Source organism: Micromonospora sp. CA-240977, assembly GCF_050942285.1.
GTDB lineage: Bacteria > Actinomycetota > Actinomycetes > Mycobacteriales > Micromonosporaceae > Micromonospora.
The window spans coordinates 2,590,410-2,613,009 of record NZ_CP192055.1; the positions used below are offsets into that span (position 1 = coordinate 2,590,410).

A 22,600-nucleotide genomic window follows, 5' to 3' on the forward strand; every position below is an offset into this window, starting at 1 on the left:
CCGCCGGGCCGCCGCGCGGGCCGGTGATCAGGGCCACAGGGCAGGCCACCGGGGGTCTGATTGGCTGTCGGCGCGGCGTTGACCCGCGCGTAGCATTTTCGCTGCCACCCCCCAGGAGCCCGTCCAAGGAGCGATGACCCGTGCCCGAAAACACCGCCTCGAACACCGGTACCGGTACCGCCCCCGTCGTCGGCACGGCCCGCGTGAAGCGCGGCATGGCCGAGATGCTCAAGGGTGGCGTGATCATGGATGTGGTCAACGCCGAGCAGGCCAAGATCGCTGAGGACGCCGGCGCGGTCGCGGTGATGGCCCTGGAGCGGGTCCCCGCGGACATCCGCGCGCAGGGCGGCGTCTCCCGGATGAGCGACCCTGACATGATCGACGGGATCATCGAGGCGGTCTCCATCCCGGTGATGGCCAAGGCCCGCATCGGCCACTTCGTGGAGGCGCGGATCCTCCAGTCGCTCGGCGTGGACTACGTCGACGAGTCCGAGGTGCTGACCCCGGCCGACTACGCGAACCACATCGACAAGTGGGCGTTCACGGTGCCCTTCGTCTGTGGCGCGACCAACCTGGGCGAGGCGCTGCGGCGGATCACCGAGGGCGCGGCCATGATCCGTTCCAAGGGTGAGGCGGGCACCGGCGACGTCTCCAACGCCACCACCCACATGCGGAGGATCCGCCAGGAGATCGCCCGGCTGTCGTCGTTGCCGGCCGACGAGCTGTACGTCGCGGCCAAGGAGTTGCAGGCCCCGTACGAGCTGGTCAAGGAGGTCGCCGAGAGCGGCAGGCTGCCAGTGGTGCTGTTCACCGCCGGCGGGATCGCCACCCCGGCCGACGCGGCGATGATGATGCAGCTCGGCGCGGAGGGCGTCTTCGTGGGCTCCGGCATCTTCAAGGCCGGTAACCCGGCTCAGCGGGCCGCCGCGATCGTCAAGGCCACCACCTTCCACGACGACCCGGACGTGCTGGCCAAGGTCTCCCGTGGTCTCGGCGAGGCCATGGTCGGCATCAACGTCGACGAGATCCCGCAGCCGCACCGGCTGGCCGAGCGCGGTTGGTGAGTGGGTTTCCGGGCAGCGTGACGCGGAGGGGAACGGTGCGACAGTGACGGCGCCGAGGATCGGTGTGCTCGCGCTCCAGGGCGATGTCCGGGAGCACGTGACGGCGCTGGCCGCGGCGGGGGCGGACGCCCGCCCGGTCCGCCGTCCGGCCGAGCTGGACGCGGTGGACGGCCTGGTCGTCCCCGGTGGCGAGTCCACCACCATCAGCAAACTCGCCGACATCTTCGAGATGCGCGAGCCGATCGACAAGCGCATCGCCGACGGCATGCCGGTCTACGGCTCCTGCGCCGGCATGATCATGCTGGCGACCGAGGTGCTCGACGGACGACCCGACCAGCGGGGCTTCTCCGGCATCGACATGACCGTCCGGCGCAACGCGTTCGGCCGGCAGGTCGACTCGTTCGAGGCGCCGGTGACCATCACCGGGGTGCCGGGTGACCCGTTCCACGCCGTCTTCATCCGGGCGCCGTGGGTCGAGCGGGTCGGTTCCGGTGTCCAGGTGATCGGGTCGGTGACCGGTGGGCCGGCCGCCGACCGGATCGTGGCGGTCCGGCAGGGCAACCTGCTGGCCACCTCGTTCCACCCGGAGTTGACCGGTGACCTGCGTGTGCACGCGTACTTCGTGGATCTGGTGCGGGCGGCCTGAGCGCTGCCGTCGGGGCATGTTTTCCGACCCCGTGTGGTTGTTCCGCGGTGACCCGGGTGCCCCGGCGGCACCCCGAGGCGGTGCCGGATGTGACACGCCCGGGTGTGACCTCGGTAAGATTGCCGCGGTTCGGCAGGGCCGTCGCCCGGTGCGGCATTTCCCGCGGAGCCGACCGGCCGCCGAACCGCCGGATGCGGCGCGCGATTCGGTGCGGCAGTCGATGCAGGCGTGGAATGACAGACGGAGGTAGAAGATGTCCGGCCACTCAAAGTGGGCGACGACCAAGCACAAGAAGGCCGTCATCGACGCCAAGCGCGGCAAGATGTTCGCCAAGCTGATCAAGAACGTCGAGGTGGCCGCGCGGATCGGCGGCGGCGACCCCACCGGCAACCCGACGCTCTTCGACGCCATTCAGAAGGCGAAGAAGAGCTCGGTGCCGAACGACAACATCGATCGTGCCGTCAAGCGCGGCTCCGGCCTGGAAGCCGGCGGCGCCGACTGGCAGACGATCATGTATGAGGGGTACGGCCCGAACGGTGTGGCGATGCTCATCGAGTGCCTCACCGACAACCGCAACCGGGCGGCCACCGAGGTGCGTACCGCGCTGACCCGCAACGGCGGCTCGCTCGCCGACGCCGGCTCGGTGTCGTACATGTTCTCCCGCAAGGGCGTGGTGATCGTGCCCAAGGAGGGCACCAGCGAGGACGACGTGATGATGGCCGTCCTCGACGCCGGAGCCGAGGAGGTCAACGACCTCGGTGAGGCGTACGAGGTGGTCTCCGAGCCGACCGACCTGATCCCGGTGCGGACGGCGTTGCAGGACGCCGGCATCGAGTACGAGTCGGCGGAGTCCTCCCTGATCCCCAGCATGAACATCCCGCTGGACGAAGAGGGCGCCCGCAAGATCTTCAAGCTGATCGACGTCCTGGAGGACTGCGACGACGTGCAGAACGTCTACGCGAACTTCGACATCAGCGACGACGTGATGGCGGCGGTCGACGCCTGAGGGCGATCCACTCGGAATCACGGAGGTCGGGGTGTCCCTCGCGCGGGGACACCCCGACGTCCGTACTGCCGGGTTGACCACGCGATGGCGTCGAACGTGGAGGTGGGGCAGTGGCGGCAGACCGGTTCGCGCCCGGTGACACGGTCGTACGGCGTGAGGTGCTGCGCGGCGAGGTGTGGTTCGGCTGCCCGACGATCGTCGTCGAGGACTCGCCCGACCTGCTCGCCCTCTACCTCCCACCGGGGGCCGAGTTCGGCTTCCCGACGACCGGCGTCTTTCCGTGCGGGCGCCACCCGTGGGAGACCGCCGGGCACCGGTCCTGGTCGGGGCACGGCAAGCTGATGCTGCAACGCCCCGGCGAGGCGCACTCGGTCGACGTGTTCTGGACGGGGCCGGGGCGCGACTTCGCCGGCTGGTACTTCAACCTCCAGGACCCGGTGCGGCGTACCCCGATCGGGGTGGACACCCTCGACCACGAGCTGGACCTGTGGTGGGGCGCGGACGCCGACCGGTACGTCTGGAAGGACGTGGAGATGTTCGCCCAGCGCCTCGTCGAGGGGCGCTACCCGGGCATGGCTGACGCGATCCAGGCCGAGGGTGACCGGATCGCCGCGCTGCTCGACGCGGGCGAGCGTTGGTGGGACCCGGCGTGGGCGAAGTGGCAGCCCGACCCCTCCTGGTCGGCGCCCCCGCTGCCCGCCGGCTGGGACCGGGTGCCGCCCGCCCGCTGAGCAGCCCGCCGACCCACCGGGGCGTCAGCGTTTCCGCAGCGCGTCGATCAGGAACACCTGGTCCGGGCCGTTCGTGCACGGCTCGACAAGCGCCTCGGCCGACACCTCCGTGTCGTCGTCGCGGAGCCCCACGCACAGGTCCGTACGGGTGGGCCGGATGCGGTACGAGGTCGGTGCGGACCCGGTCGGCTCGAAGCGGAACAGCTGGGACGGGTTGCTCCCGCTGCACTTCGTGACGGGTTCGAGCAGGTTCCGGCCCGGGTCCTCGTCCCGGACGGTGAGGCAGCCCGTCCCGTGCTCAGGGTGATCCCACTTGATGTGGTACAGCCCGCCGGCCGCCGGCTCCACGTAGGTGTCCGGCGGGGTGGCGTCCGCGCAGGGGACCTGGACCGCCACCTGACTCCCGTACCTGCCGGTGCGGTCGTGCCCCTCGGAGACGCAGAGTTGCGGGCTGCGGGCGGGGCGGATCTGGCTGAGGAGCGCTTGCGGCCCGATGGCCTGGTCGGCGCTGCCCTCCGGCGTGGCCGCCGGGCTCTCGCCCGCCGACGTGGCCGCCGGGCTGCCACTCGCCGACGTGGTCGGGTCGGTGAGCTGTGCCGATCGCTGCCCGTCGTCGTCGGGTCGCTGCAACCAGCTGCCCACGCCGAGCGCGGCCAGCAGAACGCCGACGAGCAGCGCCAGCGGCACCGGCCGCGCGAACCAGCGCGCCCGGGCGGCGCTCGCGCGCCCCACCCTCGTGCCGTCGACGGGCCGAAGGTCGGGCGAGGTGCCGTCGGCGGGCCGGTCGTCGGCGGGCCGGTCGTCGGCTGTGGCGCTGTCGGCGGGCGAGGTGCCGTCGGCGACCTGGTGGTCGGCCGGGGCGCCGTCACCTGGTTGGCGGTCCGGCACGGGCGATGTCGGCGCGTAGGCGCCCACCGCGAGCCGGTGCCGCGCCCGCAGCCACGTCTCCACCTGATCCTCCGCGCCGCAGGCCCGGACGAACGCGGCCACCACCTCGGGTCGCGGCAGGGTGGATCGGCGCAGGATGTCGGCGGCGGTGCTGCGGGCCAGCACGTCACCGGTCGCCGCCGCGCGTTGCTCCAACTGTCGGTACGTGAGCCGCGACCGGTCCTTGAGCCGGCGCAGCATGTCGACGAACTCGGCCGGGTCGGTCGCCTCGTCCGGTCGTAGCTCCCCCGTGGTCATCGCACGATTGTCCAGACACCGGAGGCGCGGGGGCAAATTCGCCCGGGGCGACTGTCCGGGATGGTCGGACAAGATCCGGACAGGCCGTCCTGAGCTGCCCGGACACCGCACCGCGCTGACCAGGGCATTGTTCTCGCCGGCCGGCATATCTACCGTCGATCCTCGATGGCCGCGCCGCTGCTCGGTGTGCGGCCGGGGCTCGGGTCGGCACCGATCCGGGGCCCGACGACATCAACGACACGGGGAGATCCGATGGATGACGCTGCCCAGGATCCGCTGACGCAGGCGACGACGGCGGGGGAGTACGTCGCTCTGCTCCGGGACGTGCGTCGGCGTTCCGGTCTGACCTACCGGGAGATCACCAGGTTGGCCTCGGCGGCCGGGCACTGGCTACCGCCGAGCACTCTCGCCACGATGCTGGGGCGGACCACCCTGCCCCGGGAGCGCACCGTCGTGGCCCTGCTGGTGGCCTGCGGCACGACGCCCGCCGACGTGACGCGGTGGGTGGAGGCACGCCGGAACATCGAGGCGCGCCTCGGCGAGCGGGATCGATGGGAGAACCGGGCGGTGGCGACCACCCCGTCGCCAACCCCCACCCCCCAGCCGGCCGCGAACAGCGAGCCGATCGCGAGCGGCGGACCGGTCGTGGACGGCGGGCCGGTCGCCAACAGTGGACCGACAGTCCATGCCGTACCGGCGGGGAACGTCGTCGGCCCGGTCCGGCCGGCGCTGCCACGAACCACGACGCCCTGGCCGACCCGCCGGTGGCTTCGCCTCGCGGTGCTTGCCGTGCTCGGCGTGCTGACGGTCGGGGCGTCCGGGGTGCTGCTCCCGGGCGCCGCCGCCACCGTGGACAGTTCGCCGTCCGACGGCTGTCCGCTGATCCTGCGCCAGGGCATGTACGGCCCGTGCGTGCTGGACCTCCAGGAGCGTCTGGTGGCGGGCGGACTGGACGTGCCCGCGGACGGCTGGTTCGGCCCGGACACCACCAGCCGGCTGATCGTCTTCCAGGTGTTCGGCGGCCTGCCGGTCAGCGGCACGGCCGACGGGCGGGTGCTCGACGAGCTGTCCGGCGCGGCGAAGGTGCCGCCCACCTGGCCCGAGGACCGGATCGGCAAACAGCTGCGGCAGGTCTTCCCGGAGGACCCGGGCGGGGCGGTGCAGGTGGCGCGTTGCCTGTCCGGGTTGGACCCGTACCGCGTGGAGATCGCCGGGGACGGGTCGCGGCGCTGGGGGTTGTTCCAGTTCAGCGACATGGAGCTGTCCCGGCTGGGCGTCGATCGGCGGACGGCGCTGGACCCGGGCTGGAGCATCGGGGCGGCCCGCGACATCTGGTCGCGTACCGGCGATTTCGGCCACTGGCACTGCACGGCGTGGCGGTGACGCGTGATGCTCCCCGCCCGGGTTCACGGACCGGGCGGGGAGCATCCCCCCGTTACACCGACTGACAGCTCACTGCCGCAGCCGGTTGGCGTACACGTACGCGCCCACGGAACGTCCGGTGGCGAGTCCGGCGTCCGCGTCGAACCGGTAGTGCACGCCGAGGTAGGTCCGGCTCAGCGCGTTCTCCTCGGCGGCGTGGTCGAAGCCGGTCATGTGCCGGACCACGCCCTCCGCGTGCGGATCGTCAGTGGTGGCGTCGAAGGCGATCGCGTCGGTGCCGAAGAACCCCTTCATCACCGCGGACCAGGCCCCCGCGAAGGTGGCGTGACCGGAGACGTAGGCCGGGAAGGCCGGCGTGTACGGCACCCCGGCGCGATCCTGCGACAACGGCTGCCAACCGAGGCCGCCCATCGCCTCGATGGCGGTCACCGGCCGCCACAGGTCGATCGGTGTCTGGTACTTGGCGTCCCAGGCGGCGATGGCGGCGTCGGCGAGAGCGAGCGCGACCAGCCCGAAGAGCCGGGCGTTGGCCAGGATGCCGAGCTGACGCTGCTCCGACACGATCCGGGTGTGCGCGAAGAGCTGACCCGGTGGCTTGTACGTGCCGCCCAGGTCGTTGGCCCAGAAGAACGCGATCTGCGTCTGCTCGGGAGTCCGCAGCGACGACGTCCGACCGCCGATGTCGCGGATTTCCTGCACCTGGTCGCGGTACTCCTGCTTGGTGAGCAGGTCGGCATACCCGGTGGCGCCGGCCGGCAGGCCGGGCCGGAACTGCCGGCCCGAGGTGAGCGCGAACGGGGTGACAAGTCCCCAGTTCGGGCTGATCGCCGCCTTGCCGTTTGTCGGCCGCCAGGCGCCCGGCACCTGCTCCTGCACCGGGTACTCGGTGGTGTTGTCGAAGCCGTCGTTGGCGCGGGCCTGAAGGTTGGCGGCGGCGGCCGCCGCGCCGACCGCCTCACCGCGCGCCTCCTCGGCGTCGTTCACACCGGACGGCCGGCGCGCGACAGCGTCGCCGAGGGCCCCGGTGAAGGAACGACCGTGCCGGCTGTACAGGGCGGTCAGCACGTCGTACGCGGCCCGGTCGATGGCCGCGTGCAGGGACGGCGCGACGACGTTGTCCATGGTGCCCGGGTAGCTGACCGGCACTCGTACCCGGTAGGGGTTGCCGACGCCGGTGACCGAGACGGCGGCGTCGTGCATCGCCGCGTGCAGGATGGCGGCCTCGCGGGAGGAGGAGGTGGGTGGCAGGTCCAGTGCCCGGTACGTGGCCAGCAGGACGCCGTTCCAGTACAGGATCGGGTCGTTGGCCGGGTCCACGGCCAACGGGCTGAGCGAGATGTTGTCCAACCGGACCGTCGAGGCGGCCTGGCCACCGAGGTGGAAGAGGAGCACCGCCTCGGGGTCTCCGAACGGGGACGTGAAGTCGAAGGTGAACCGGCGCATCGTGGAGGTGAGCGCAACGGTCTGGTCGACGGCGGAGGTGAAGGGCGTGTCCGCCCGGGAGACCGAGACGCGCACGGAGCGGTCGACGTCCGCGGCGGCGTCGAACTGCAGCCGGTACGGCTGCGCCGCCGTCACTCCGAACTCGAAGTGGCCGACCAGGTCCTCCCAGACGGGCTTGCCGACCGTCGCGCTGGTGCGGACCCGCAGCTGCCCGGCGTTGACAGTCGTGCTTGTCGAGGCGAGCCGGGTCCACCAGGGTTGGGTGCTGCCGTTGTCGAACGTGCCGTTGAGAATGAGGTCGCCCGGGGCGGCGACGGCCGGCGCGGGCCGGACGAGGGCCGTGAGGGTGCTGGCGAGGGCGACCGCGAGCACCGCGCTGAGCAGGCGGCGAAGGTGCCGTGTGGTGATCGGTGGGGACATCGAGAGCCTTTCCGGTCCGGGGACCGGCGACGACCAGGTCGTTGCCGTGAGGATCGGCTCACCGTAGGAACGTTCGCGCTGGTCGCAGCCACCGAACAGCGCTCGGAACGGTGCCGTACGGCAGCGGGCGCCGGCATCCGTCCGGACGCCGACGCCCGCGCGGGCGAACCATCGGCTCAGCCGATCGTCTCCCGCTCCCGCCACGCGGTCCGCAGGGACGTCCGGCCGTTGGTGCGCAGCAGCGACCCCTCGTACACCCGAGCCCCGGCGAGCAGGAACGCACCGGCGGCGAGCAGCAGGATGACAAGCGAGACGAACGGCTCCCAACTGGCCGCGTCGCCGGTGAACAGCCGCAGTGGCATGGCCGTGGGCGACGAGAACGGCAGGTAGGACAGCACCCGCATCGCGGTGTCGTTGTCGTTCAGGAAGATCACCGCGAAGAACGGCAGCATGACCGCGAGCTGCACGGGCGTCGACACGGCTGCGATGTCCTCCTGCCGGTTGGCCAGGGCGCCGGCCGCCGCCCACATCGCCGCCAGCAACACGAAACCGAACAGGAAGAACGGCACGAACCAGCCGATCGCCGGGGCGAGCAGGGTGAGCAGGCCGCCGCTGTCGCCGATCTGGAGCCCGATCACCGCCACCACCGCGATCAACGCGATCTGCGCGAACGCCAGGATGGCGCCGGCCACCACCTTCCCGGCCAGCAGCGCCCGCACCGGCACGGCGGCGACCAGGATCTCCACGATCCGGGTCTGCTTCTCCTCGATGACGCTCTGCGCGATCTGCACCCCGAACGTCTGCGAGGTGATGAAGAAGACGAACGCGAAGACGAACGGCACCAGGAACGCCACCACCGGGTCCACCGCGTCCGGGTCGAGCAGGCGTACGGTCGGCTGGCTGCTCAGGGCCCGCACCACGTCGTCGGGGGCTTCGTCCAGGGCCAGCACGGCCGGTCCGGCGACCACCGCGGCGTCCACGTCGTCGTCGCGGACGGCCCGCTCGGCGGCCCGGTCGTCGGCGACCACCCGGACCTCCAGGCCGGCGGCGCGCAGCGGACCGGCAGCGCTCTCGGTCGCCGCGACAGTGGACGGTCCGCCGGAGAGCAGCGGCGGCAGGATGGTGCCCGCCGCGGCGATCAGCAGGAAGAAGAGGGTGCCGAAGAGGAAGGTCCGGTCGCGTAGCTTGACCCGGATCTCCCGTTCGGCGACCAGCCGGGTGGCCTGGGTGATGTTCACTGGGTGACCTCTCGGAAGATCTCGGTGAGCGAGGGGCTGACCGGGCGGAAGGCGCGGACCGGACCGCGCGCGAGGGCCGCCCGCAGCACGGGTTGTTCGTCGGCGCCGGCCGGCAGGTCGAAGACCACGCGCGGGCCGTCCAGCTCGACCACTGTGACGCCGGGTTGGTCGCGTACCCAACCGGCGTCGTTCGCCACCACCAACTCGTAGCGGGGCACTGTGTACGAGTCGCGCAGCTGCTGTCGGCTGCCGGCGGCCCGGATCGCCCCGTCCCCGATGATCACCAGGTCGTCGCAGAGGCGTTCCACGACGTCGAGCTGGTGGCTGGAGAAGAGCACCGGCGCTCCGGCCGAGGCCCGTTCCCGCAGCACGGCGACGACGGTGTCGACGGCGAGGGGGTCGAGGCCGGAGAACGGCTCGTCGAGCACCAGCACCTCGGGGTCGTGCACCAGCGCGGCGGCGATCTGCGCGCGTTGCTGGTTGCCCAGCGACAGCGTCTCCAGCAGGTCGTCGCCGCGTTCACCGAGGCCGACCCGGTCCAGCAGCGCGTCGGTGGCACGCCGGGCCGCGGCCGCGTCCAGGCCGTGCAGCCGGCCCAGGTAGGTCACCTGCTCCCGGGTGGTCATCTTCGGGTAGAGGCCCCGCTCCTCCGGCATGTAGCCGAAGCGTCGGCGGTCCTGCCGGGTCAGCGCGGTGCCGCCCCAGCTCACCTCGCCGGCGTCGGGGGCGAGCACACCCAGGATGATGCGCATGGTGGTCGTCTTGCCGGCGCCGTTGGCGCCCACGAAACCGGTCATCCGGCCGGCGGCCACCTCGAAGGACACGTTCGTGAGCACCTGCCGGTCGCCGAAGCTGCGGTCGATGCCGTCGAGGCGAAGCGTTCTGGTCACGCACCCACGCTAGATCGAATACCCCGCCCCGCCGTCCGTCCGATGGCTGAGCGGATGGTCCGCCGCGCGACGGACGGCGGTCACCCGCCGGGCCGGACCACCCCGTTCTCGTACGCGAACACCACCGCCTGCACCCGGTCGCGCAGGCCGAGTTTGGCAAGCACCCGACTGACGTGGGTCTTCACCGTGGCCTCCCCCAGGTGGATGGTCGCGGCGATCTCCGCGTTGCTCGATCCGGCGGCGAGCAGCACCAGCACCTCCCGTTCCCGTGGCGTCAGCCCGGCCAGCGCGGCGTCCGCCTCCGGCCCGCGGTGGGCGGTGCCCGCCGGGTCTCCGGGACGGGCGAACGTGGAGATCACCCGGCGGGTGATCTCCGGGGCGAGCAGGCCGTCACCCCTGGCCAGCACCCGGATCGCCTCGATCAGCTCCTCCGGTGTGCCGTTCTTCAACAGGAAGCCGCTGGCCCCTTCCCGCAGCGCGGCGAACAGGTAGTCGTCGCGGTCGAAGGTCGTGAGGATCAGCACCGCGGGCCCACCGGGCCCGTCGGCGGTGATCAGCCGGGTGGCCTCCAGGCCGTCCATCCGGGGCATCTCCACGTCCATGAGGACGACGTCGGGGCGGGTCGCGCGGGTCATGGCGACGGCCCGTTCGCCGTCGGCGGCCTCGCCGACCACCTCGATGTCGTCCTCCACCTCCAGGATGACCCGGAAGCCGGTGCGGACGAGGTGCTGGTCGTCGGCAAGCAGCACCCGGATGGTCTGACCCGGGCCCGACGTCTCGTGGGCAGCCGCGGCGCTCATCCCGACACCTCCGCGTCGACGGCCGGCTCCCGCTCGTCGCGTGGCTCCCGTTGCGCGCCGACCGGCGGGTCGGCCACCGGCAGGGGGAAGCGGGCGCGTACCCGCCATCCACCGCCGGCACGCGGCCCGACCTCCAGGTCGCCGTCGTGCGCGGTGACCCGTTCGCGCATCCCGATCAGGCCCAGCCCGACGGCGTCGACCCGGCCGCCGGCTCGTCCGTCGTCTGTCACGTCGACCTCCACCTCCCGGGCCAGGTAGCGGACCCGCACGTCCAGCAGGTCCGCACCGGCGTGCTTCAGCGTGTTGGTCACGGCCTCCTGCGTCACCCGGTACACCGCCTGCGAGACCGATTCGGGCAGCGCGACCGGATCGCCGTACACCCCGAGGGTTGCCGTCAGGCCCGCGGCGCGAGCCCGCTCGACAAGCTCGCCGATCCGGTCGACGTCGCCGCCGGCCGGCGGCCCGGCGTCGGCCGTGCCGGTGGTCCGCAGCACGCCCAGCATGCGACGTAGCTCGTCGACAGCGGTGCGGGCGCTCTGCTCGATGGCGGTGAGCGCGGTGCGGGCCTTGCCGGGGTCGCGGTCGAACACCCGGCGGCAGGCGGACGCCTGCACTCCCATCACCGACACGTGGTGGGCGACCACGTCGTGCAGCTCCCGGGCGATGCGGACCCGCTCGCCGAGCACCGCCCGTTCCCGAGACTCGGTCTGCGACCGACGCAGGTCCTCGGCCTGGGTACGCAGCTCGTGCTCGCGGCGCGCGGCCACCCAGGCGGTCTCGCCGAAGAAGTACGCGAAGCCGAAGACCAGCACGTTGAGCAGGACACCGGTGACCATCGCGGCGAGCACGGGCGGCACCGGCCCGACGGCGTCGTCGAAGGCGCCGGGCGGGATGTGGTCGATCATCACGGCGTAGTAGATCCCCAGCCAGGCGAACATCGTGGCGATCACGCCCATCCGCAGCCGGCGGGCCAGCCGACGGTCCGGCCCCCAGGCGCCGACTGTGTAGAGGGCGCAGAACAACGCCCAGGCGGAGAACTGGGTCTCCGGCGCCGATCGTGCCTGCGCACCGATGAAGGCCACCGCGACGACCAGCAGGGTCGTCACCGGCCAGCGCCGCCGCCAGATCAGCGGCAGCGTCACCGCGACGGTCCAGAACACCTGCTCCGGGCCGGACGGCGGCGGACCCAGCAGGAACGCCCCGGTGCTGCGGGCCAGGGTGAGGCTGACCAGCGCCAGCACTGTCATGGCCAGGCCGAGCCACAGGTCGTTGCGGCGCTGCTGGGCGGTCGGACCCGGACGGCGCCATTCGTCTCGCGGTGCCACTGTCATCCGGGAACGATGCCACGCCGCCCGCCCGGCCCGTCGAGCGGGCGGACCGGGTCCGGCCAACGGGCGGCGGCCCGACGCGGGGTACGCGTCGGGCCGCCGGGTGGGTTCTCGCTCACGCCGTCTGACGGCGTGTCTTCACCGCGGTGTCGATCACGTCCCAGACCACGACCACGGCGGCGCCCAGCGCGATGGTCAGACCGAGGGTGTCGCGGTTGTCCGCCTCCGCCAGCCAGGTCAGGCGCACGCCCAGGGCCGGGTTGAGCAGGCGGTCGGTGAGCGCCAGCCACACCAGCGGCACCGCGAACGCCAGGTTGAGCAGCACCTTGGTGCCGAACAGGGCCCAGGTCCAGCGCCCGATCCGGTACTTGACGACCTCGAAGATCACACCAGCGACCAGCACGACGATCAGCGCCGGCAGCCAGAAGGACCACAGGTCCGGGTCGAGGATCGGGATGTTGTCGCCGTCGGTGGTGCGCACCCAGGACTGGAAGTGCTGGTAGGGGAGGTATCCGATGGTCACCACCGACATGACCACCGCCGCGATGGTGTCGGCGAGGGGGATGCCCCGCCGCACCGGAGTGTCGGGCAGTTGGTCGACAGTCCACTCCGGCAGGTCCATGGGCGTCTGGTTGCGCTCGATGAGGGCGAAGGTCAGGGTGAGCCAGAAGGCGATGTGCACTGTCACGTGCAGGGCGACGACGATGCCGCTCCCGATGGCCCCGAAACCCTTGCCGGTGGCCGCCTCGACGATGGCGACGACGGTGCCGGCGAGTGCCGGGATGAAGCTGAGCAGCAGCTTCAACAGCCGCAGCCAGACCAGGTAGTAGGTCGGCCCGATGAGCTGGAGCCGGCGGTCGGCGTACCGGGCGGCCAGCACGTCGGGGTTGCCCAGCTCGGTGAGCACCTCCCGCTCGGCGGTGGCGGGATCCGCGCCACCGTCGGTCCGGCCCTCGATCATGTCGTCGATGGAGGCCCTCAGCTCGGTGGCGATCTCGTCGCGACGCTGGGCGGGCACCGAGCGCAGGGTGGCGGCGAGGTAGCGGTTGGTCAGCGTGTTCATCGGTCCACTCCTTGGATCAGCCCGGTGATGGAGGTCTGCACGGCGGCGAGGTCGTCGAGCAGCCGGCTCAGCATCGACTCGCCCTCGTCGCTGACCCGGTAGAACTTGCGCGGCCGGCTCTCCTCGGTGTTCCACTCGCTGGTCAGCAGCCCCTGGTCCTCCAGGCGGCGCAGCAGCGGGTAGAGCGTGTTGGCGTCCACCGGGAAGCCGTGGTCGGTGAGCCGTTGCAGCAGTGCGTAGCCGTAGTCCGGTCGGCGCAGCGCGACCAGGCTGGCCACCACGACGGTGCCTCGACGCAACTCCTGAAGGTGCGTCCGTAGAACGTCCTCGCTAACCATGTGTCACACCATAGTGTGTGCCACACAGCATTGTCTACCAAGACATCATCGTGTCTGCCGCAGGTCGGTGTGCCGGGCAGCACGCGGGGCGCCCGGCACGAACCGGACGCCCCGACGGTTGACGCTGGTCAGCAGGCCGGTCCCTGCCGGAAGTTCCGCTCGACGAAGCTGGCCGGACCCACCTGGAAGTAGCCCACGCCCGGCCGGATCGGGTGCCCGGTGAACAACTCGACCCGCGAGCCCACCCGCACGAGGTACGCCTCGGCGTCCCCCGCGTCGTTGCGGATCATCGAACCCCGCCGGCCGTAGATGTCCTCCAGCTCGGCGAAGGACATGCCCACCATCGCCCCGGCGGGGGAACGCGGCGGCGCGGTGGCCGTACCCACCTCCACCAGCCGATCGTCGCGGAAGGCCAGGATGAGCACGCCCGCCCAGGAACCGGTCACGCCGGCGTGCACCACCCCGCCGCAGCCCGGCGCGGTCCAGTCGATGCGCCCGGCCGCGGTGAGCGCCGCCAGGCTCGCGCCGATCCGGTACACCCCGGCGCCGCCGACGCCGAGCACCTGCGGGTGGCTGTGCCCGGTGATCGCGGCGCCGCCGAGCGGTCCGCCGGCCGGGGCTGACGCGGTGCCGCCGATCGCCGAAGCCGCCGCGGCCGGAGCGGCCCCGACCAGCGGGAGGAGTGTGCCGAGCGCCAGCGCGGCGGTGGTGAGGAGGATCGAGGGTCGGTTCATCGTGCGCTCCTTTGGTGATGGGTCTCTGCCCTGTTAGTCACCGCGCCCGGCCCAACGGTTCGTCGGCTTTCCGACCGGCCCGGTCTACTGTGCAGAGAAACGCCGACCGACCGTGCTGGCCGGGGGTGACGCGGTGACGGCTCCGCAACGGATCGGCCCGTACGTCATCGAGCGGCTGCTGGGCGTCGGCTCGTTCGCTACCGTCTGGCTGGGCTACGACCCGCTGCTCGACGGGCACGTGGCGATCAAGGTGCTGGCCGAGAACTGGAGCCACGACCTGCGGGTGCGGGAACGCTTCCGCGACGAGGCCCGACTGCTGCGGCGGCTGGAGCACCAGCGGCTGGTCCGGGTGCACGCCGTCGGTGAACTGCCCGACGGCCGGCCGTACGCGGTGCTGGCCTGGGCGGACGGGGGTAGCCTGCGCGACCGGCTGGCCGCCGGCCCGATGCCCGGCCCGGCCGCGCTGCGCCTGCTCGGCGAGGTCTGCGCGGGCGTGACAGTGCTGCACCGGCACGGCGTCGTGCACCGCGATCTCACCCCGGGCAACATCCTGTTCCGCTCCGCCGACGCGGGCGCCGAACAGGTCCTGATCGCCGACCTCGGTCTGGCCAAGGCGTTGGCCGCCGCCTCCGGCCTCACCGCGCGGGCCGGCACCCCCGGCTACATGGCGCCGGAGCAGGACAACCCGGGCGCGGTGATCGACGCCCGCGCCGACGTGTACGGGCTCGGCCGGCTCGGCATCCGGCTGCTCGCCGAGCCCGTACCCGTCGGTGCCGACCCGCCCCGATCGGCAGGCGTCCTGCGACTGCGCGACGGCGTACCGGCGCCGGTGGCCGCGGTGCTCATCCGGGCCACCGCCCACCGGCCCGGCGACCGTTACCCGGACGCCGCCGCGCTGCACGCCGCGCTCGACCGGGCCGCCAACCCGGTGCGGCAGCCGCCGTCGCCGGTAGCCGTGACCCGTCGCCGGTACCGGTTGCCGTTGGCCGTGGCGGTCGTGGCGGCCGTCGCCGTGGTGGGCGCCGAGCCGGGCGGCGCCGGGGCCCACCGCGGCACCTACACCGCCGGACCGCTCAGCGTGACGCTGCCGGACGGCTGGTCGGCGACCGGCGCGACCTGGGCCGGCCAGTACGGCGTCGACGGCGAAGCCGAACCGGCGCTGGTGATGTCGCCGCGGCCCCGCCGTTGGGCCGCCGACCCCCGGGTGCCCGGCGCGTTCGTCGGCGTCTCCGCCAGCACGGCGGCGCGCACCACGCCCGCGGGATTTCTGGCCGAGCGCACGCACGGCGACTGCACCCCCGCGCCGGCCCGGACCACCCGGCAGGCCGGCGTCGAGTGGACAGTGGTGACCTACCACTGCGACCGGGGTCGACCGCGGATCGTCGAGGCGGCTGGGCGGCACCCCGACCGCCCCGCTCTGCTGTACGCGCAGATCGTGCCACCGGTGGACGGTGCGCCCGACTTCGTGGACGTTCTCCTCGCCGGCGTACGCCTGCGGTAGGTGCGGCTGAACGCGCCCGGCCGCGGCCTTCCAGGTGTGAAGCTGTCCCTGTGGGGGAGAAGCGTGCGCCGGCGACCGGCGGTACGCGTCGGGCGCCGATCCGTGCGTCGAACGGGTCGCCGCGTACGGATCTGTTGGAGCTGTTCTTCGACCTCGCCCTGCTCGCCGGTCTGGCGATGACCTCGCGGAAGATGGCTGCCGAGCAGAGCTGGACCGGCATCGCCCAGGCGCTGCTCCTCCTGTCGACACTGTTCGCGGTCTGGGTGACCACCACGTTGATCACCGACACCTACAGCCCACAGCGGCGGCCCGTCCCACTGCTGATCCTGGGCACCATGTTCGGCCTGATGCTGATGTCCGCCGCGCTACCCACGGCGTTCGGTGACCACGGACTGATCTTCGGCGGCACCTGGGTCGCGATCTTCCTGGTCCGAGGGCTGGTACTTGCCTGGTCGCTGCGGGGCCGCCCGGAGCAGGAGCGACCCATACGCGCCCTGATCTGGGACGTCTGCTCGGGGACCCTCTGGGTGGTCGGCGCTCTGGTGGCCGAGCCCGACTGGCGGCTCGGGCTGTGGCTGGCCGCGCTGACTGTGGACTACACCGCATACGGGTTGCGCTTTCCGATCCCCGGTCGGAAGCCGCTGCCGCGGTACCAGGTGGTGCCGGAGCACCTCGCCGAGCGCTACCAACAGATCTACATTCTGGCCCTGGGCGAACTCGTCCTGGTCAACGTCCTCAGCCTCGGCCACCAACCGTTCACCGCATACCGCTTGGCCGCCTTCGGCACCGCGTTCCTCACGGCTGTGGTGCTCTGGTGGAGCTACGCCCGGGGAGCCGGCGCGACCCTGCGCGCCGCCATCGAGTCGTCGCCGCACCCGGCCCGGCTGGTGCAGACCAACCCGTACGCACACTGGCTGATGATCGCCGGGGTGGTCGGCACGGCCGCCGGTGTCGAACGAATCATCGAGCACCCCGGCGAGCGGCCGGGCGCCGCGATGACCGCGCTCATCCTGGGCGGGGCCGGGCTGGTGCTGTGCGGTCGGGCGGTGCTCGAGTACGAGGTCTTCGAGCGGTTGCCGTTGTCCCATGTCGTCGGCGTGGTCGTGACGATCGCCCTGGCTCCGGTCGCGCCGCACCTGCCGGGCCTGGCGGTGAGCGTCGCCGCCGGTCTGGTGCTGCTGGGGGTCGCCGCCGCCGAGTTCCTCCGGGCCAGGCGTCCGTCCACGGGTTAGCGGACCACCACCGTGATGGTGTGCTCCCGGTCCTCCTTCGGGATCGTGACGTCGACGGTGCCCGGGCGGACGAACCGGATGTCCACCACCCCGGCCTCGTAGTGCTGGGAGACCAGCTCCGGGCGGTCCACGGTGACCAGGCCGGGGCCGATGCCCTGGATCCGCAGCACCGCGCCGGTGGCGAAGCAGAGCGAGCGCAGCAGTTCGAGTTCGGTCTCGGCCAGGGGCAGGTCGTAGCGGACCGCGCCCCGGCAGGCCGGGGGCGCGTCGGTCGGCGGGGGAGTGGTTCGGGGCGTACCCCTTGTCCTGGCCGGGGTGGGCGGCACCGGCACGGGCCGCCCGGCGGTCGACGGCGGCCGGGACGGCGACCCGACGGGGCTGGGTGGCACCGGCGGTGTCGGCGGCGTCGGTGGTGTCGGTGGGGACGTCGACGGGGTCGGACCTCCCGGCTGGACGGGCAGCGGCGAGACCGCGTCGGTGCCGCAGCCGGCGACCGCCACGACGGCCGCGAACGCGGTGAGAACACCGGCGACGGCACGGCGCAGCGAGATCATCGGGCCCTCTCCCTCTGGGCGCCCGGCTCAGCCCCTGTCGACGCCGAGTCGTTGCCGGACCTGCCGTCGGGCCAGGTGTAGCCGGGACTTCACAGTGCCCACCGGCACGTCGAGCAGTGCGGCGATCTCGGGGTAGCTCAGCCCGAGGACGTCGCGCAGGGCCACCACCTCGGCCAGGTCGGGATGGACCGCGTCGAAGGCGTCGAGCAGGTCGAGGCGGGTGCCGGCGACCACGCTGGTGCGCCGCGGGTCGGCCCGGTCCGGCACGGGTACGCCGCCGGCCTCCAACCGGCAGCGGCGGCGCAGCGTGCGGTACGTCGAGCGGGCCCGGTTGGCGGTCAGCCGGTGCAGCCAGGTGCGGAACGAGGAGCGTCCCTCGAACCGGGTGATGCCGTTGGCCAGCGCCAGCAGGGTGTCCTGGCAGGCCTCCTCGGCGTCCTCCCGGTTGGGCAGGAACCGTGCGCACAGCCGCAGCACCTCGGGGCGTACCGCGACAAGCAGGGCGTCCAGGGCCGCCGGGTCGCCGTGTGCGGCGGACCGGGCCAGCGCGTCGATGTCGTCCGCGTCGGGCATGCCGGGTGTCCAATGCTCGCCGGTGCCGATCCCCGAGCGTACGACCGGCGCGGCCGGTGTGCCCCCGTACGGTCCGGCACCCGACCCGGACCGGGCGTCACTCGAAGCGCGACACGTCGCCGGCGCCCCGGCGCAGGATCTCCGGCTCGGGGCCGGACAGGTCGATCACTGTCGTCGGCTCCTTGCCGCAGTCGCCGGCGTCGAGCACCGCGTCGAGCTGGTGGTCGAGCCGTTCCTTGATCTCCCACCCCTGGGTCATCGGCTCGTCGTCGCCGGGCAGGACCAGGGTGCTCGACACCAGCGGCTCGGCCAGCTCGGCCAGCAGCGCCTGGGTGACGGTGTGCCGGGGTACGCGCACCCCGACGGTGCGTTTCTTCGGGTGCAGCATCCGGCGGGGCACCTCCCGGGTGGCCGGCAGGATGAAGGTGTAGCTACCCGGGGTGGACGCCTTGACCAGGCGGAAGACCGAGTTGCTGATCTGCACGAACTGGCCGAGCTGCGCGAAGTCCCGGCAGACGAGCGTGAAGTGGTGCCGATCGTCGAGGTGGCGGATCTGGCGGATCCGGTCCAGCCCGTCCTGGTTGCCCAGCTGGATGCCGAGCGCGTAGCAGGAGTCCGTCGGGTAGGCGACCAGCCCACCCCCGCGGATCAGGTCGGCGACCTGCCCGATGATCCGGGGCTGCGGGTTCTCCGGGTGCACGTCGTAGTACCTCGCCATGCCGATGAGCCTAGGCTCATTTTCCCGAGAGGGAGACACGGGCTCGGTGGGACGGGCGGTGGACGAGACGCGGGCCACGGCCGTCGGCGCGGACGGTGGAGCCGTCGAGATCACCTCGGTAGGGTAGGTCCCGGTCGGCTCCGACCACCAAGATCCATACCGCCGGGGGGCGCCAGGCATGGCCGATTCGTTCGCGCATCTGCACGTGCACACCGAATACTCGATGCTCGACGGAGCGGCCCGGCTGAAGGACCTGTTCGCCGAGGCCAACCGGCTGGGCATGCCGGCGGTGGCGATCACCGACCACGGCAACATGCACGGCGCGAACGACTTCTACAACCAGGCGATGGCCGCCGGGATCACCCCGATCCTGGGCGTCGAGGCGTACGTGGCGCCGGAGTCGCGCTACCACAAGGCGCGGGTCAAGTGGGGTCGGCCGGAGCAGAAGAGCGACGACGTCTCGGGTAACGGCGCGATCACCCACAAGACCATGTGGGCGAAGAACGCGAAGGGCCTGAAGAACCTCTTCACCCTCAACTCGCGCGCGTCAATGGAGGGGCACTACGTCAAGTGGCCCCGGATGGACATGGAGCTGATCGCCGAGCACGCCGAGGGGATCATGGCCACCACCGGCTGCCCGTCCGGCGCGGTGCAGACCCGGCTGCGGCTGGGCCAGTTCGACGAGGCGCTCAAGGTCGCGGCGAGTTACCAGGACATCTTCGGCAAGGACAACTACTTCCTGGAGATCATGGATCACGGCCTCTCCATCGAGAGCCGGGTCCGTGCGGGGCTCACCGAGATCGCCCGCAAGCTGGACATCCCGCCGGTGGTCACCAACGACTCGCACTACACGCACGAGGCGCAGGCCACCGCCCACGACGTGCTGCTCTGCGTGCAGACCGGCAGCAACATCGACGACCCGAACCGGTTCCGCTTCGAGGGGGGCGGTTACTTCGTCAAGAGCGCCGACCAGATGCGCGCTGTGGACTCGTCGGAGCTGTGGCAGGAGGGCTGCCGCAACACCCTGCTGGTGGCCGAGAAGGTCGACCCGAAGGGCATGTTCGAGTTCCACAATCTGATGCCGCGTTTCCCGGTGCCCGACGGCGAGACCGAGGAGTCCTGGTTCCGCAAGGAGACGTTCGCCGGCCTGGCCCGCCGCTACCCGAACGGCATCCCGGAGGGGCACGTCGTCCAGGCCGAGTACGAGCTGGGCGTCATCAACCAGATGGGCTTCCCGTCGTACTTCCTCGTGGTCGCCGACTTCATCCAGTGGGCGAAGAACCAGGGCATCGCGGTGGGTCCGGGCCGTGGCTCGGCCGCCGGCTCCCTCGTCGCGTACGCGCTGGGCATCACCGACCTGGACCCGATCCAGCACGGCCTGATCTTCGAGCGGTTCCTCAACCCCGAGCGGGTGTCGATGCCGGATGTCGACATCGACTTCGACGAGCGTCGGCGCGGCGAGGTGATCAAGTACGTCACCGACAAGTGGGGTGAGGACAAGGTCGCCCAGATCGCCACCTTCGGCACGATCAAGGCGAAGGCCGCGATCAAGGACTCGGCCCGGGTGCTCGGTTTCCCGTACGCGGTCGGCGACCGGATCACCAAGGCGATGCCGCCGGCCGTGATGGGTAAGGACATTCCGCTCACCGGCATCTTCGACACCAAGCACCCCCGCTACGCCGAGGCCGGCGAGATCCGCGGCCTGTACGACTCCGACCCGGACGTCCGCAAGGTGATCGACACCGCAAAGGGCATCGAGGGGCTGATCCGGCAGACCGGTGTGCACGCCGCCGGCGTCATCATGTCGGCCGAGCCGATCATCGAGCACATCCCGTTGATGCGCCGGGACGCCGACGGGGCGATCATCACGCAGTTCGACTACCCGACCTGCGAGTCGCTCGGGCTGCTGAAGATGGACTTCCTCGGCCTGCGCAACCTGACGATCATCGACGACGCGGTCAAGAACATCGAGCTCAACCACGGTAAGAAGCTCGACCTGCTGGCCCTGCCGCTGGACGACCCGGCCGCGTACGACCTGCTGGCCCGCGGTGACACCCTCGGCGTGTTCCAGCTCGACGGTGGGCCGATGCGCTCGCTGCTGCGGTTGATGAAACCGGACAACTTCGAGGACATCTCCGCGGTCCTGGCCCTGTACCGGCCCGGTCCGATGGGCGTCGACTCGCACACCAACTACGCGCTGCGCAAGAACGGCCTCCAGGAGATCACCCCGATCCACCCGGAGCTGGAGGAGCCGCTGCGGGAGATCTTGGCGCCCACCCACGGCCTGATCGTCTACCAGGAGCAGGTGCAGCGCGCCGCGCAGATCCTCGCCGGCTACACCCTCGGTCAGGCGGACCTGCTGCGCCGGGCCATGGGTAAGAAGAAGAAGGAGATCCTCGACAAGGAGTTCATCCCGTTCCGGGACGGCTGCCGCGAACGCGGCTACTCCGACGAGGCGATCCAGGCGGTGTGGGACGTCCTGGTGCCCTTCGCCGGCTACGCCTTCAACAAGGCGCACTCCGCCGCGTACGGGCTGGTCTCCTACTGGACCGCGTACCTGAAGGCGCACTACCCGGCCGAGTACATGGGCGGGCTGCTCACGTCCGTCGGTGACGACAAGGACAAGATGGCGCTCTACCTGTCCGAGTGCCGCCGGATGCGGATCCAGGTGCTGCCGCCGGACGTGAACACCTCGGCCGGGCCGTTCACCCCGGTCGGCAAGGACATCCGCTTCGGCCTGGCCGCGGTGCGCAACGTCGGCGCGAACGTGGTCGCCTCGATCATGCGGTGCCGCCAGGAGAAGGGCGACTACACCGACTTCTACGACTTCCTGTCCAAGGTGGATGCGGTGGTCTGCAACAAGAAGACAATCGAATCGCTGATCAAGGCCGGCGCGTTCGACTCGATGGAGCATCCGCGCAAGGGTCTGCTCGCTGTGCACGCGGACGCCATCGACGCGTACGCCGACGTGAAGCGCAAGGAGGCGGTCGGCCAGTACGACCTCTTCGGCGCCGGCTTCGGTGACGCCGACACCGGCAGCACCACCGTGATGCCGACAATCGGTGACAGCGAGTGGGACAAGCGCGACAAGCTGGCGTTCGAGCGGGAGATGCTCGGCCTGTACGTCTCCGACCACCCGCTGTTCGGCCTGGAACACATCCTCGGCGCGGCAGCCGACACCACCATCGCCTCCCTGGCCGAGGACGGCGCGGTGCCCGACGGGGCGGTCGTCACCCTCGCCGGCATCCTGTCCGGGGTGCAGCGCCGGGTCACCAAGCAGGGCCGCGCCTGGGCCTCGGCCACCCTGGAGGACCTGGCCGGCGGGGTGGAGACGCTGTTCTTCCCCAACACCTACGAGGTGATCGGGCAGTACATCGCCGAGGACGCCATCGTGGTGGTCAAGGGCCGGGTGGACCGCCGCGACGACACCCCACGGATCATGGCGATGGACATGTCCATGCCGGACGTCAGCACCAGCGCCACAAACAAGCCGGTCACCCTCACCATCCCGGTGCACCGGTGCACACCACCGCTCGTGGAGAAACTCAAGGAAACCCTGGTGCTGCACCCCGGCGACACCGAGGTGCACGTCAAACTCCAGAACGGCGGTCGCACCACCACCCTGCGGCTGGGGCCGTTCCGGGTGGCGGCGACGACCGCGCTGATGGGTGACCTGAAGAGCGTCCTCGGCCCGGCCAACGTGAGCTGACCGCGCCACGGCCCGGCCGGCGTACGTCCGGCCGGGCCGCGCCG

20 protein-coding genes are annotated in these 22,600 nt (G+C 71.7%); 8 read left to right on the plus strand and 12 right to left on the minus strand.

Translation table 11 applies throughout. The features are described 5' to 3' along the window. Positions 1–215: 215 nt before the first annotated feature. From pdxS to ACQPWW_RS12010, 4 genes are all read left to right on the plus strand, one after another. Positions 216–1,064: a pyridoxal 5'-phosphate synthase lyase subunit PdxS gene (gene pdxS, locus ACQPWW_RS11995; RefSeq protein WP_433134291.1), complete on the plus strand. Its 849-nt coding sequence runs from the start codon at positions 216–218 to the stop codon at positions 1,062–1,064. A gap of 43 nt (positions 1,065–1,107) precedes the next feature. Beyond that, a complete protein-coding gene (gene pdxT, locus ACQPWW_RS12000; protein WP_433132081.1) occupies positions 1,108–1,710 on the plus strand; it encodes a pyridoxal 5'-phosphate synthase glutaminase subunit PdxT in 603 nt (200 codons plus the stop codon). Between the two features lie 253 nt (positions 1,711–1,963). Further along, positions 1,964–2,716, plus strand: a complete 753-nt coding sequence (locus ACQPWW_RS12005) for a YebC/PmpR family DNA-binding transcriptional regulator (protein ID WP_179783190.1) — start codon at positions 1,964–1,966, stop codon at positions 2,714–2,716. Positions 2,717–2,826: 110 nt separating this feature from the next. Further along, a complete protein-coding gene (locus tag ACQPWW_RS12010) occupies positions 2,827–3,447 on the plus strand; it encodes a DUF402 domain-containing protein (protein WP_433132084.1) in 621 nt (206 codons plus the stop codon). A 24-nt stretch (positions 3,448–3,471) separates the two neighbouring features. Here ACQPWW_RS12010 and ACQPWW_RS12015 read toward each other — a convergent pair whose 3' ends face one another. Further along, on the minus strand, positions 3,472–4,632 hold the full coding sequence (locus ACQPWW_RS12015) for a helix-turn-helix domain-containing protein (RefSeq protein ID WP_433132086.1): 1,161 nt from the start codon (positions 4,630–4,632) through the stop codon (positions 3,472–3,474). Between the two features lie 252 nt (positions 4,633–4,884). Here ACQPWW_RS12015 and ACQPWW_RS12020 point away from each other — a divergent pair, with 252 nt between their 5' ends. Continuing rightward, positions 4,885–6,015: a peptidoglycan-binding protein gene (locus ACQPWW_RS12020; protein ID WP_433132088.1), complete on the plus strand. Its 1,131-nt coding sequence runs from the start codon at positions 4,885–4,887 to the stop codon at positions 6,013–6,015. 69 nt (positions 6,016–6,084) lie between these two features. Here the strand turns inward: ACQPWW_RS12020 and ACQPWW_RS12025 are convergent, their stop codons facing one another. The 8 genes from ACQPWW_RS12025 to ACQPWW_RS12060 form a co-directional block, all read right to left on the minus strand. Continuing rightward, complete coding sequence (locus tag ACQPWW_RS12025; RefSeq protein ID WP_433132090.1) at positions 6,085–7,878, minus strand: carbohydrate binding domain-containing protein; 1,794 nt, start codon at positions 7,876–7,878, stop codon at positions 6,085–6,087. A gap of 176 nt (positions 7,879–8,054) precedes the next feature. Further along, the gene (locus ACQPWW_RS12030; protein WP_433132093.1) at positions 8,055–9,116 is read right to left on the minus strand and encodes an ABC transporter permease; all 1,062 of its coding nucleotides are present in this window, start codon (positions 9,114–9,116) and stop codon (positions 8,055–8,057) included. Further along, the gene (locus ACQPWW_RS12035; RefSeq protein WP_433132096.1) at positions 9,113–10,006 is read right to left on the minus strand and encodes an ABC transporter ATP-binding protein; all 894 of its coding nucleotides are present in this window, start codon (positions 10,004–10,006) and stop codon (positions 9,113–9,115) included. The genes ACQPWW_RS12030 and ACQPWW_RS12035 overlap by 4 nt, the downstream gene beginning before the upstream one ends. 80 nt (positions 10,007–10,086) lie before the next feature. Then, the gene (locus tag ACQPWW_RS12040) at positions 10,087–10,806 is read right to left on the minus strand and encodes a response regulator (RefSeq protein WP_433132099.1); all 720 of its coding nucleotides are present in this window, start codon (positions 10,804–10,806) and stop codon (positions 10,087–10,089) included. Then, on the minus strand, positions 10,803–12,137 hold the full coding sequence (locus ACQPWW_RS12045) for a sensor histidine kinase (RefSeq protein ID WP_433132101.1): 1,335 nt from the start codon (positions 12,135–12,137) through the stop codon (positions 10,803–10,805). The genes ACQPWW_RS12040 and ACQPWW_RS12045 overlap by 4 nt, the downstream gene beginning before the upstream one ends. Positions 12,138–12,249: 112 nt before the next feature. Continuing rightward, positions 12,250–13,197: a permease prefix domain 1-containing protein gene (locus ACQPWW_RS12050; RefSeq protein ID WP_433132104.1), complete on the minus strand. Its 948-nt coding sequence runs from the start codon at positions 13,195–13,197 to the stop codon at positions 12,250–12,252. Beyond that, entirely contained in the window at positions 13,194–13,535 is a 342-nt protein-coding gene (locus ACQPWW_RS12055) for a PadR family transcriptional regulator (RefSeq protein ID WP_433132106.1), read from the minus strand. Before ACQPWW_RS12055 ends, ACQPWW_RS12050 begins: the two co-directional genes overlap by 4 nt. A gap of 128 nt (positions 13,536–13,663) precedes the next feature. Continuing rightward, on the minus strand, positions 13,664–14,269 hold the full coding sequence (locus tag ACQPWW_RS12060) for a hypothetical protein (RefSeq protein WP_433132109.1): 606 nt from the start codon (positions 14,267–14,269) through the stop codon (positions 13,664–13,666). 133 nt (positions 14,270–14,402) lie between these two features. On the opposite strand from ACQPWW_RS12060, the gene ACQPWW_RS12065 reads away from it, so the two are divergent. Then, a complete protein-coding gene (locus ACQPWW_RS12065) occupies positions 14,403–15,770 on the plus strand; it encodes a serine/threonine-protein kinase (protein ID WP_433132111.1) in 1,368 nt (455 codons plus the stop codon). Positions 15,771–15,820: 50 nt separating this feature from the next. Next, positions 15,821–17,002 (plus strand): low temperature requirement protein A, encoded by a 1,182-nt coding sequence (locus tag ACQPWW_RS12070; RefSeq protein ID WP_433132113.1) that lies wholly within the window; start codon positions 15,821–15,823, stop codon positions 17,000–17,002. Here ACQPWW_RS12070 and ACQPWW_RS12075 read toward each other — a convergent pair. The 3 genes from ACQPWW_RS12075 to ACQPWW_RS12085 all read right to left on the minus strand — a co-directional run bounded on the left by ACQPWW_RS12075 (position 16,999) and on the right by ACQPWW_RS12085 (position 18,847). Beyond that, the gene (locus tag ACQPWW_RS12075) at positions 16,999–17,556 is read right to left on the minus strand and encodes a hypothetical protein (protein WP_433132115.1); all 558 of its coding nucleotides are present in this window, start codon (positions 17,554–17,556) and stop codon (positions 16,999–17,001) included. The genes ACQPWW_RS12070 and ACQPWW_RS12075 overlap by 4 nt on opposite strands. 27 nt (positions 17,557–17,583) lie before the next feature. Continuing rightward, complete coding sequence (locus ACQPWW_RS12080) at positions 17,584–18,129, minus strand: RNA polymerase sigma factor (RefSeq protein WP_433132117.1); 546 nt, start codon at positions 18,127–18,129, stop codon at positions 17,584–17,586. Positions 18,130–18,226: 97 nt separating this feature from the next. Further along, positions 18,227–18,847: an L-threonylcarbamoyladenylate synthase gene (locus ACQPWW_RS12085; protein WP_179783200.1), complete on the minus strand. Its 621-nt coding sequence runs from the start codon at positions 18,845–18,847 to the stop codon at positions 18,227–18,229. Positions 18,848–19,025: 178 nt separating this feature from the next. Between ACQPWW_RS12085 and dnaE the strand changes: the two genes are divergently transcribed. After that, positions 19,026–22,556, plus strand: a complete 3,531-nt coding sequence (dnaE, locus tag ACQPWW_RS12090; protein WP_433132119.1) for a DNA polymerase III subunit alpha — start codon at positions 19,026–19,028, stop codon at positions 22,554–22,556. Positions 22,557–22,600 lie beyond the last annotated feature (44 nt).

Bases quoted from the DNA above. Each gene is read 5' to 3' on its own strand.
- pdxS (WP_433134291.1), top strand. From the start codon at position 216: ATGGCCGAGATGCTCAAGGGTGGCGTGATCATGGATGTGGTCAACGCC.
- ACQPWW_RS12005 (WP_179783190.1), top strand. From the start codon at position 1,964: ATGTCCGGCCACTCAAAGTGGGCGACGACCAAGCACAAGAAGGCCGTC.
- ACQPWW_RS12015 (WP_433132086.1), bottom strand. From the start codon at position 4,632: ATGACCACGGGGGAGCTACGACCGGACGAGGCGACCGACCCGGCCGAG.
- ACQPWW_RS12020 (WP_433132088.1), top strand. From the start codon at position 4,885: ATGGATGACGCTGCCCAGGATCCGCTGACGCAGGCGACGACGGCGGGG.
- ACQPWW_RS12025 (WP_433132090.1), bottom strand. From the start codon at position 7,878: ATGTCCCCACCGATCACCACACGGCACCTTCGCCGCCTGCTCAGCGCG.
- ACQPWW_RS12040 (WP_433132099.1), bottom strand. From the start codon at position 10,806: ATGAGCGCCGCGGCTGCCCACGAGACGTCGGGCCCGGGTCAGACCATC.
- ACQPWW_RS12045 (WP_433132101.1), bottom strand. From the start codon at position 12,137: ATGACAGTGGCACCGCGAGACGAATGGCGCCGTCCGGGTCCGACCGCC.
- ACQPWW_RS12050 (WP_433132104.1), bottom strand. From the start codon at position 13,197: ATGAACACGCTGACCAACCGCTACCTCGCCGCCACCCTGCGCTCGGTG.
- ACQPWW_RS12055 (WP_433132106.1), bottom strand. From the start codon at position 13,535: ATGGTTAGCGAGGACGTTCTACGGACGCACCTTCAGGAGTTGCGTCGA.
- ACQPWW_RS12060 (WP_433132109.1), bottom strand. From the start codon at position 14,269: ATGAACCGACCCTCGATCCTCCTCACCACCGCCGCGCTGGCGCTCGGC.
- ACQPWW_RS12075 (WP_433132115.1), bottom strand. From the start codon at position 17,556: ATGATCTCGCTGCGCCGTGCCGTCGCCGGTGTTCTCACCGCGTTCGCG.
- ACQPWW_RS12080 (WP_433132117.1), bottom strand. From the start codon at position 18,129: ATGCCCGACGCGGACGACATCGACGCGCTGGCCCGGTCCGCCGCACAC.
- ACQPWW_RS12085 (WP_179783200.1), bottom strand. From the start codon at position 18,847: ATGGCGAGGTACTACGACGTGCACCCGGAGAACCCGCAGCCCCGGATC.
- dnaE (WP_433132119.1), top strand. From the start codon at position 19,026: ATGGCCGATTCGTTCGCGCATCTGCACGTGCACACCGAATACTCGATG.